The sequence below is a fragment of the Sphingobium sp. genome (assembly GCF_035511395.1).
In the GTDB taxonomy this organism is placed as follows: domain Bacteria; phylum Pseudomonadota; class Alphaproteobacteria; order Sphingomonadales; family Sphingomonadaceae; genus Sphingobium.
Map to the genome: position 1 here is coordinate 1 of NZ_DATKFP010000038.1, position 10,225 is coordinate 10,225.

Genomic DNA, 10,225 nt, shown 5'->3' on the forward strand with positions numbered 1-10,225 from the left:
GGGGCCACCGCGACGACCGCCATCAGAACGGAGACTCCGCAAATCCGCTTCGCTGAAATCGCCCGGTGCCTGCACTGAACCACTAAATTCGGTCGCGGGCACGAGCTCATCGCGAACGGGCTCCATGATTTGGTCAACGTAATCCCGGGCTATCCTATCGACGATCATGTCGTGTGCACGCATCTGTGGCGGACTGAGGTCCACGGCTTGCAGGGATGGCGCCCCAAGCGCCCGAAACTCGGCGTTGCTGGCGTATTCCTGATAGCGGCTCGCGATAATCTGGGAGAGATCCTGACTGACCTGCATACCGCCGCCCTCGCGCCTCGTCCAAGTCGTCCCAAGCGAACGGGAAGTATCCTGAATCTCGGCAAGCTGCCTGTCGATGGCGCGGATCTCTTCGACCGTCCTGTCACGGAATGAGCGGCTTTCCGAATAGTTTTCGTTGCGCGAGAATGCGGCATTGCGTGAGTAACCCTCCTCGTTCAGGCGGTATTCTTCACTGTGATCTTCACTTTTCCGGTCGGTCGCGCTGGACTGGATGCTGGATTTGTCGATCCTGCTTTCATTTACACTGTCGCTGAACTGGACGCCGTCGAATGCCTCTGTGCTGATCCTTCCAGAGAACGATCCACTGCCGGTGGCACCGCCTTTTCGACCCGCCGCGCCAGCTTCCCGTCCGAGGTGCGGCAGGGACGCGCTCACGGCCCAGTTGGTGCCATTGCCCGCCCTGAAGAGGTTCTGAGACGACCGGCTAGCATCTGTCGATTGACCAATATCCCGTGAGGAACCAGTCTGATCCGTTGAGCCCTGCGACTTGCTGTGGCTCTCTCCCCGACTTGCCGAGTTGCCATGTCCGGAAGATGCTTCGGACCCACTGGACGTCCGAAACCCGCTCGCTTCGCTGAACCCTGCCCGCTCGAGCGCGGCTACGCGCTCCGACCTAGAGTTCGTGAGCGACGAGCGGCGCGTCTCGAGTTCGGCCGCCGCCTGGCTCACTTCGGCCATGGTCGAGCGCGACGCGCCTGGCGTGAAGCCCAGGCTGCTGATACCGGACCGGTTGTCGTAGATCATCGTGCCATCGAAGGTCTGAGATGATTGCGTTCCGTTGTTATTGACGAATGTCGAGCGGCCAAAGCCTCCAGAATACACCGGCGCAGTGTTCCACTGGTCGCGCTGGACCACATTGCCCGTGAGGTTCTGGAAGCTCTGGTTGCCGTAAGCGTAGTTTCCGGTTGTGCGCTCGATCGCCGCCGCCTCTGCCGCCGACTGCGCCGGTGCCAACATCGAGGTCGCCTGGCTCGAGATCGTCAGCGCCCCTTTCGCGAGTCCGCCCGCCAGAAACGGGATCGACATCATCAGGAAACCCGCGATCGTGGCTGTGTCCGCATTCACGGCATCGATGCTTTCGATCGTCGCCATCGTCATCTTGCCAGGGGACACCGCGGCCATGGCAGCCTCCTCACGCCCCATGATGAACATATGCAGGACCGCGTAGAGCGGCCCCCAGGCGGCCAGATAGAAGAACCCGGTGAGGTAACCTTTCAGCGCGCCCACGCCCGTCTGCGGCAGGAGAAACAGGGGGAAGATCACGGGAAACATGGCATAAAACACGACGACGAGGACGATGTTGAGCAGTGGCACCCAGGTCATCGCCTGCTGCGAAATCGAGGTGTAGGTGTTCTTGGCCTGCGTTTCAGCGCGCATCATCGCGAACGTGTCACCGTCGGCGCCCGAGAGATTGGCCCGCGCTTCGAGAAACACATCGGTCAGCGCACGCTGCTGAAAGAGCTGGGCGGCATTCTGTGCCGAGCCGTGGAACGCCGCTGCCACCGCAGGAAGATCGGCTTCCAGTTTGGATTTCGCCGCCGCCTGATTCAGGTTGGGAAAGAAGGTCGGAGCCGTCTGCAGCAGTTCCTCATCCGTATATTTCGGGAAGCCGGTCGTTCCCTGAAATTCGGCGTACACCGCCGCGCACGTCCTGATCTGCGACGAGCCGTCCCCGTTCCAGAACGACATAGCTCTGGCTGGGGAGCCTGGCCCCATATCGCGCAGGATGTCGTCCGAGTTCATGACATCTGCGGGGTTCTTTTGACCCAGGAGAAAATCATAGAACAGGCACTGCCTGAAATATTCCGACAGATTGGCGCGCACGCGCGGGTCACGAAATCTGAAATCCCGCGTCTTGTCATAGAGCCGTGCCCCGTAGATGATCCCGTTCGTGCGAAAGGCGAGGGTGTCAGGCATCACGAAGACCAATTCGGCCTGCTCGGTGAGCCAGTCGCCAATCTGGCTTGTGAAGGAGGCGATGGCGGCAAGCCCGACCGGCACGTTGGCCACTACGGCAGGCGCCAGGCTCGGGTTGATGCGGTCGGTGACCTTGACGCTCGTGGTCGGGACGATCAGCGCGCCGTACATCAGAGTTGCCGACACGAACCACTGGAACCAGGCCTTCCAGTTGAGACTGAAGGCCACCACCAGCAGCACATAGGCAAGACCGATTACCATAGTGACCTGAACCAGGGAGCGAAAGCCCCCTCCCCCGGTCCAGGATGCGACGGCATTCAGGACGTTGACGATATATTCGCCCCCGCCGATCGTGAAGACCTCCAGCATCGCGTAGCCTCCTAGTCGAGCCCTTGCGCCGCAGCGCCAGACCGGAACGAGAGCGCCGCCGACATCTGCGGGGATATCGCGTTGCGCAGGGTCCTCTCCAAGAAGACCGCCTTTTCCACGAAAGTCTGGGTCCTCACGAGGCGCTCGTTCAGGCTGTAGCTGTAGCCGTCGAGGACCTTGCTGACATTCTGGAGCTGCTCACGCCACTGCGCGAGCGTCGCCTTGTCCGCCTCGTTGAAGGAGCCCTGCGCCTTCTGTACGTATCCGTAGAATTCCTGGACGATCTGCCCGAGCATGTCGACGGCGACGATTTCGGCAAGGCCCTGGATGTCGGCCTCCGTCAAGCCGCCGAGCTGAGCTGCGGCGTTGACGGTGATGATCTTGTAGAGAGGTACGCTCGTGCCGCCCAAGATTCCTATCTCTTCCGGCGTCAAAGCCTCATTGGACTTCACTTTGGCGGCCATTGAGCCGATCAGGGCGGCAACCCTCGGCTGCAGCGCCTGCGCTTGGCTGATAGACACCGTGCCGCTCGCCGCCGGCTCGAGGCAGTTCTCCGTGTCGTCACAGCGCAGAACGCTGGTGCCAGGCGTGCCAAGAAGCAGCGCTTGGATGAGTTCGCGGTTGCCTTGCCCAACGTACCGGACCGTGCCGCTGCCTTCGTCGTTGCGGGCACGCTGGTAGATGATCGTGCCCACCAGTGACATCAGGTATTCCTTGAACTCGCGGTCGAACGACGGATAGCTTTTCTCGAGCATGTGCCAGGTGTAGTTGTAGGACTTGGACGGGATCGCCTCGTCGCCGTTCTTACTGATGATCTCGGTACGCTGACCGCCCGCGTTGCAGTCCTGCCGCGCCTTGGCCCAGTCCGTCGCGAAGCCCTGGGAGTTGGCGATCGCCTTGCAGACCTCGGAATCCCGGCCTTGGCTCTCGCCCCACAGCCCGGCAACGAGGCCCTGCGCCGCTTCGCAGGAGGAGATGTTCATCTGGTTCAATTTTTCGATCTTCTGGGCCATTTCCTCGATGGTCTGAGATATCTGCGGGCTGATCGATTTGATCGCAAGCTGGAAGGCAAAGCCCAGGGCGTTGCTGGCCACGCCCTTGAGCATGGCGACGATCTGGTCCGTGTTGATAAACGAGAACGAGCCGCCGAACATATCGATGCCGCCGCACCCTGCTTTCACGCTGGGCAACTGGATGTTGACGGGACTGAGTTGCTTGCTCGGAAACCGCGTCCAGACACCCCCACCAGTGTAATAGCCTGCCGACTGCCCCTGGAAGGCCGTCGGGCCATAGGCATTGCCGGCGCCGCCCACATCATTGAAGAAGTCGTTGAGCTCTGCTCCGACATCCGCCTGCGCGGGGACGAGGGCCATCTGCGCGGCGGCAACAATAGCGAGTACGATCCCGGCCCGGCGCGCTGCTGCGGCCCCAACCTGTGCCATCAGTAGTCCCTCCCGGGCTCGGTGCGCGTCAGCGTGAAGATGCGGTCCATCACCTCGTCCCCCGCCATCAGGCCGTAGCCGATGGGGATCGGCCGCCTGGTCTGCGTATCGAAAAGGACGAGTGCAGGCACCTGATTGCCGGTCAGCCCCATGCGCTCATACTGGCCTGTATCCACCGCATAGCGTGGGAAGGTTTCGTTGGGGCCACCGTCCATCGAGACCGCCATGACCTCGAGTCCGTACTGGTCGGAGAGCGAGCGGATGATCGGACTGAAGACACGGCATGCGGAGCACGCCGATGCGTAGAAATAGAAGACGCCGTAGCGCTGCGCGAGTGCCTTCATCGCCGAGGCCTTCGCTGCCTTGCGATCGGCGAGCCATGTCTGCTTGCCCAGCGAATTGATCGGCCGCTCGAGCGTGTAGTCGAGCTCGGGGTTCTGCCAGACCGCTCTTCCCCACACATCTGCGAAGGTGGACGCGCGATCGAGCTGCTCGCGCTGATAATGCATGTAGGCGGTCAGGTTCTCAGTCGTCGGCTCAAGGATTGCCCTGGCTTTCAGCTCGTCCAACTGTTCGGTGATCGCTGCCAGCTGTTTTACTGCGGGCACTGCCGGCCGCGCCGGCTTGGCCTTGTCGGTCTCTGCCTTCGTTTCGGGATTGCAGTAGAACCAGCTGCCCAGCTTTCGCTGCTCGCAATAGAAGGCGTCGCGCAGTTCGCCCACTTTGGCCGATGGCGCCGGAATTGCTGCTGAGGGGATGTCTTGTGCCAGTGTCGCAAACGAGCTCGCGGCGAATGTAAGGGAGACAAGCAAGATGAAAGCGAGAGATCCAAATTCACGCATGGCCGCGCTCCTCCAAACGACCGGAAAAAGTAAAGGTGCGGCCGCGGGAGCGACGGACCTGCGGTACCGAGAATGGTCCCGCATGCCGCTCACGTCCCGTGGCGCAATCGGTAATAGTCCTCGATCCTGCCTTGGATTTCGATCGAGGTCTGGACTTCGTCGGGCACCCTGACGGCATCGACGAACTCGTCATAGACTTCGCTGAAATCCATCTTCGACAGATCAAGCCGCTGGAATTCCTCGATGCTGAAACCCTCACATGCGGGCTCCCCGGCCTCGCCCCAGTCTTTGCCGATCTGCCGGCGGCCATCCTCTTGCAAGATGCGGCTGAGCTTACTCTCGAAGCAGCAGTAGGATTTGCGCTTGGAGGTACAGACACCGAGCACCTTGTCCGAGCAGTAGCTGCCGACATAGTGGCACAGGCCCATTCGATCCTTGACGTCGAGCATCTTCTCCTCGCTTCCGCACAGAAACGTAGTGAGAAACGGCGTGGCCAGCGCCGCAATGGCGGCGGGCCCGCTGGCGATCGCCGCAGCGCCCGTCGCGGTCGTCAGCAGGCCGGACGTCTTGCCGGCGCAGCAGTTCACCAGCCCGAACACCGGCTTGTGACACCCGGCCTTTTCGCCGCCAAATAGGGTCAGCGTGTCGGGATCGAACTCGCCCCGGACATTGCCCATCGTCTGCACCGCGACCATGGCGTCCTTGAACTCGGTCGAGGCCTCACGCTCGACCTGGGCACATTCACCGTTGAGGCAGTACAGGTCGCCGGCGCACACGTATGCAGCCGACGCTCCGCCGCCCGTGGCCGGCGTCGAACAGGCATAGATGCTGTCATAGACGTTGCAGGAGCCGTCTCCGTTTTCACTGAGGCATTCCTGGTGGTCAAAACGGCACTCGGGTCTGGCGGCCAGTTCGCCGCAGTCGTTCGCCGAGCGCCGCTCGGTGCACTGGAAGCTTCGTGTCCACGCCCAGCAGGGCTGCGTGACGGAGACCCCGTTGATGACGCGGGTGATCGGGTCGCTGTCCGTGCAAACCTCGCCAGCCTGCTCCGCGCACTGCGCATTACCTGAGAGAGCGGCGCAGGCCCCGTCATTGGGCATGGCGGAGACCAGCGCCGACTGATCCTCCATGCGGTACCAGTGCTGCCCGGTCGCCGGCGCGATCGCGGGATACCGGGTGTCGAAGAAGAGCACCCTGTTACCGTAGACCGATGCCGGCGCTGAGCACTGGATATCCAGGACCACGGTATCGCCGAAGGTCGACTGGCAGTCGCCGCGCGGCATCAAACCGTAGACCGGCGACGAACTGCAATAGGGAACCCGGCCGTTGCCCTTGCAGGTGCCGTCGGCCATCTCATCCTGGAGACTGTCCAGCGCGGCGAAGGGGCCTTCCGCTGCAGCATAGTAGAACCAGAAGGTCCGGTTCTCCGCCGTCACGTCCAACACCGAGGTGCAGGTCTGCGCTGTTGTCAGGACCTGGTCGCCCTGGTTGCAGGTCTCGTAGTACGTCGAGGTGCTGGCGCCGGTGCTCGGCAGTGGCTCGCAGGCCCCGGCCGATCCGCCAAGGGCGACGTCGGTGCCGATATAGCTGCGTGGATCATCCTCGATCAGCGTTGCAGACGACAGATCAATCGTCGCCGGATCGAATTCCGGCCGAGCCGGATCGATCACGACCCCGTAGTTCGGATCCGCATAACGCTGCGCCGTCCCGGCATCGGCCAGGCCATCCTCGTCATCAAGGTATTTCGATTCGTCAAAATCGGTGCCGCCATAACCTGGAACGCTATTTTCCGCTCCCTGTTGCAGGATGGTGGTGGACGAACCATCGCGGATCGACCGGGCGAATTCCTCGGCATCCCGCGCTGTCTGAGATTGCGCGAACGCCGACGGCGCGAGTAGCGTGCCCACGGCCAAAAGAAGCTGCCACGGTCTCACGGATGCCTTGCCAGGTTCGCCAGGGCCACCCGGGCCGCAGGCGCCCCTGGCCCCTCTTCAACGACAAAGGTCTGCAGGGCGTAAGTCAGCGTGACATTGCCGGAGATGCGGTCGTGCGGCGGCGGCGGGGTCACGCAGTCCAGCTGGTCGCAGGGTTCGAACGTACTGGCAGCGGACACGATCGTCGGAACCCGGTCTACATGGAACGCGCGGAACAGGCGCGGATCGATGGCGATGTTCGCAGCGCCTTTTTGGTCGACGACCTTCGTGAGGCCTTCGACGAATGCCTTGGCGCCCTCCTTCGAAAAGCCGCGCAGGACGACGAGGCCGCCTGCTCTCGCGGTGTCCGCGATCGTACGACGCAGCGAGTTCTCGGGCATCGACAGGCTCACGAAGGTGATCAACAGCGGGCTCGACTTAGGCCCCGCAAGATTGCCTTTGGCCGCCGCAGCCATCTCGTCGAGATCAATGACAGAGTCGCTGGCGCCGCCAGCGACTCTGCTGATGTCGAGGTCGGCAAACCGGTCGTAGGCGTCATTCGCAAGCTCCTGCGCGGCCGCGGCCTGCGGGTCGCGCTGTCCGCGCACGAAGTCGATCAGCGCTTGGGCGTCGGCCTGCGACGCCTCGCCGCGCCGTTCAAGCGCCTGCATATCCAGGCCTTCGAGCGTCTGCGCGAGCCCGGCGCTGACCAGCCCGACTGCCAGTGCGCCTGCGATCGTAAGGAGCGATCCGCGCATTCCAGGAGAGTTCACAGGACGCAGCAATTGCGTTTCCTCCACAGCAGGAAACCCATGTCCTCGCCGGTCACCGGGTACGTGCGCGCGGCGCGCGGCAGCAGGACCGAGCCGCCGATCGGCGAGCAGGATTCGCGCCCCGACACCATCGGCACCGGGTTGACCTGCTGCAGCCGGTACTGGCTCTTCTTGAGGATTGGCATGATATATTTGCCGCACAGGGCCTTCGCGCCCGCCGTTCCCCACCCGAGGGCCTGGCGGTGCATCTTGTAGACCATGCGCTCCGCCGCCAACCGCCCGGACTGGGTCATGCCGGTGCTCGCACCGATATTGCCGTTCATCGGGTACATCGAGCCTTGGCAGCCCGAACACCAGAACAGCTCGTCGAGCGGCAACACCCCCGTCGCCGCCGTGCAGTCCGCCGCGCAGGCCGCCTGCGCCAGCGGATTGGCGAAAAGCAGCGCTTCAGGATTGATGAGCGTGGTGAGTGCGTCGTCCTGCCACAGCGGATCGATCTCGGTCATGTAGGCGATGTCGAAGCTCGCCTGCTCGAAGCACAGGAAATCGGTCAGGATCTCCAGCCAGTAGAGCAGCGGGTAAACGTAGTAGTGGACATGGTACTTCGCCGTGTCGGTACCGCCGTTTGATCCGGTGCTGGCGGTATAGCCCCCGCCCATCGAAAGGCCCGGATCGAGCCTGAGGCCGCCAAGGCTCGGGAAGCAGAACGGCTTCGTCGTCACATCGATAAGGCGCGCCGGTTCCCAGAAGCCCATGGCGACGCCGATGCGCGGGACCGGCGAACCGCAAAGGCAGATCGGCGAATCCGGATTGTCCGTATCGGCCCGCGAGGCCGGCCAGATCTTGAGGCTCCCGACCGAGAGCGGGAACATGCAGCCCCAGCACACGTCAGTGATCGGGTTCACGAACGGGCCCGAGCAGCTTGCTGTGGGCGCCTGCGCTGCGGCGGCACCGGGCATGAGGACAAACAGAATGGCGGCGACCCGGAGCAGCCATCTATTCATCGCGCCATTCTCCCGACAGCAGCCACGCGTCATCGGCAGCGTTCTTCGCGCTGATCCAGAACGCACCCTGAAACGCGGTAAACACGACCAGCGCCAGGAATAGAGCGAATGCCCCGCCGCCGAGGAGACCGGCAGCCGGGCTCCAGAACAGTGTCAGCATCGCGAGCAGCATCAACGCGGCAACCAGGCGGCGGCGAGCCGCACGAAGGGCTGCGGTCTCGGGCGCGGCCATGGGCGCCGGCAACCGTCTGCGCAGCCAACCCATCATGTGCCCTTGCCCTGACTCAGGGCCACTTCGCGCACGACGAGGAGCCTGCCGCTCTGCTCGACCGACGCCGGGGTATGTTTGATCCCGAACTTTCCAGTCAGCGATCCTTCCTGATCGAAGTAGAAGCGGCGCCGGTTCGTCTTCATCAGGTCGAAAGGCGCGCCCCTGACCATGATAACCCTGGCCCTTAAGTCATCCCCCTGCTCCATTGCCCAGGAGACTTCGGCCGGGCTGTCACCGTTGATGAAGACGAGTTTCTTCGAAAGAGGGATCGAATCCAGCGGATTAACCTTCTGGCCCGCAGCTGCGATGAGGTTTCCCTCGTGGTCGCGGATATCGTGTTCGATCCTCACCGTGGGATCATATTCCCAGGTCCTGTCCTCCACTGCCGCGACGACACCCGCGACGGGCACAGGTCGCTGGACACTCGCCTTGACCCGCTCGGCGAAGCGGGTGTTGAGAACATCGAGGCCGCCGTGCGTCTTTGCGCGCTCGAGGCGGACACGGATCACTTCGAGAAGGTCGGGTTCGGTGATCGGCCAGGCCTCGCCGACCTGGCCGTGATCAACAGCCCCGGCCGGATGCTGCCCGGGCAGGAAAATGCCGCCAAGCGCGCCAATGACCGCCGCACTGAGGAAGGCCAGGAGTTTCACAGGATCGGCCTCCCCACCCCGGCGATCCGGTCACGGCACACGAAGCCGATCGCGGCGTAGCGGCTGTCGAAGCCATCCGGGTGCGGGCTGCCGGCATAGACGCACCCATCTGGAATTCTCCCGATCGCCCCCCCTGCAAGCGGATCGCCCCTGCGGGTGAAAGGTTTGAGCCGGGCGACCTTATGGCCATTCACCAGCACGTCAGCGCCGGAGCGGCTTACCCAATCCCCCGGCAGGCCGTAGGCAATTTTGGCGAAGGCGGCGGGCTTCCCGCCGAAATACCGCGCGACCAGCGGATCTCGGCCGGGATGGAACACGACGTATTCGCCGCGCTTGGGAAACCGCCCCGCCTCAACGACGAAGGCCCAGTTGGGGAGGGACTCGCTTTCGTTTATCATCAGCGCATGAGTCGCGCTCCAGTGCGAGAGGCTCAGCAGGACGAGGCCTGCAGACACGATCGCGCAGGCGGCGCCCAGCTTGCCGCGACAATGCCGCTGCCGGGGCGCGGCGATACTCATCGGCGCGGTCTCACTGTCTGCCCTCACCTGGACCTCCCCTCGCCATGAAGGATTGCATGTCCTCGCGGACCGGACGCGCGGAAGCGACGCCGGGCATAAGCACGCGTGCGTAGACGGCTTTTTTCACTGCGGACGTCACATCTGGAATATCCCCGCTGATCACGGCCTCGTTGACGAGAACCACGCGTCCCGATCTGCC

At 63.3% G+C, this 10,225-nt stretch carries 10 protein-coding genes; all 10 read right to left on the reverse strand.

All coding sequences use genetic code 11. From position 1 onward, the window contains the following. Window positions 1-2,613, reverse strand: a 2,613-nt coding sequence (locus VMR39_RS01850; protein WP_325413775.1) for a conjugal transfer protein TraG N-terminal domain-containing protein, incomplete at its 3' end; no start/stop codon positions are given. Window positions 2,614-2,624: 11 nt separating this feature from the next. Continuing rightward, on the reverse strand, window positions 2,625-4,055 hold the full coding sequence (locus VMR39_RS01855; RefSeq protein ID WP_325413777.1) for a conjugal transfer protein TraH: 1,431 nt from the start codon (window positions 4,053-4,055) through the stop codon (window positions 2,625-2,627). Further along, on the reverse strand, window positions 4,055-4,897 hold the full coding sequence (traF, locus tag VMR39_RS01860; RefSeq protein ID WP_325413779.1) for a conjugal transfer protein TraF: 843 nt from the start codon (window positions 4,895-4,897) through the stop codon (window positions 4,055-4,057). Before traF ends, VMR39_RS01855 begins: the two co-directional genes overlap by 1 nt. Before the next feature lie 89 nt (window positions 4,898-4,986). After that, the gene (locus VMR39_RS01865) at window positions 4,987-6,804 is read right to left on the reverse strand and encodes a conjugal transfer protein TraN (RefSeq protein ID WP_325413793.1); all 1,818 of its coding nucleotides are present in this window, start codon (window positions 6,802-6,804) and stop codon (window positions 4,987-4,989) included. A 23-nt stretch (window positions 6,805-6,827) separates the two neighbouring features. Beyond that, on the reverse strand, window positions 6,828-7,595 hold the full coding sequence (gene trbC, locus VMR39_RS01870; RefSeq protein WP_325413781.1) for a type-F conjugative transfer system pilin assembly protein TrbC: 768 nt from the start codon (window positions 7,593-7,595) through the stop codon (window positions 6,828-6,830). Continuing rightward, entirely contained in the window at window positions 7,580-8,587 is a 1,008-nt protein-coding gene (traU, locus tag VMR39_RS01875) for a conjugal transfer pilus assembly protein TraU (protein WP_325413783.1), read from the reverse strand. Before traU ends, trbC begins: the two co-directional genes overlap by 16 nt. After that, window positions 8,580-8,855: a hypothetical protein gene (locus VMR39_RS01880; protein WP_325413785.1), complete on the reverse strand. Its 276-nt coding sequence runs from the start codon at window positions 8,853-8,855 to the stop codon at window positions 8,580-8,582. The genes traU and VMR39_RS01880 overlap by 8 nt, the downstream gene beginning before the upstream one ends. After that, window positions 8,852-9,508: a type-F conjugative transfer system protein TraW gene (traW, locus tag VMR39_RS01885; protein ID WP_325413787.1), complete on the reverse strand. Its 657-nt coding sequence runs from the start codon at window positions 9,506-9,508 to the stop codon at window positions 8,852-8,854. The genes VMR39_RS01880 and traW overlap by 4 nt, the downstream gene beginning before the upstream one ends. Continuing rightward, window positions 9,505-10,053 (reverse strand): S26 family signal peptidase, encoded by a 549-nt coding sequence (locus VMR39_RS01890; RefSeq protein WP_325413789.1) that lies wholly within the window; start codon window positions 10,051-10,053, stop codon window positions 9,505-9,507. The genes traW and VMR39_RS01890 overlap by 4 nt, the downstream gene beginning before the upstream one ends. Beyond that, window positions 10,037-10,225 (reverse strand): TrbI F-type domain-containing protein (locus tag VMR39_RS01895; protein ID WP_325413791.1); only part of this gene is annotated, 189 nt, incomplete at its 5' end. The genes VMR39_RS01895 and VMR39_RS01890, both read right to left, overlap by 17 nt.

Excerpts from the sequence above, each read along its gene's own strand:
- VMR39_RS01855 (WP_325413777.1), bottom strand. The coding sequence starts at position 4,055 with ATGGCACAGGTTGGGGCCGCAGCAGCGCGCCGGGCCGGGATCGTACTC.
- traF (WP_325413779.1), bottom strand. The coding sequence starts at position 4,897 with ATGCGTGAATTTGGATCTCTCGCTTTCATCTTGCTTGTCTCCCTTACA.
- traU (WP_325413783.1), bottom strand. The coding sequence starts at position 8,587 with ATGAATAGATGGCTGCTCCGGGTCGCCGCCATTCTGTTTGTCCTCATG.
- VMR39_RS01880 (WP_325413785.1), bottom strand. The coding sequence starts at position 8,855 with ATGATGGGTTGGCTGCGCAGACGGTTGCCGGCGCCCATGGCCGCGCCC.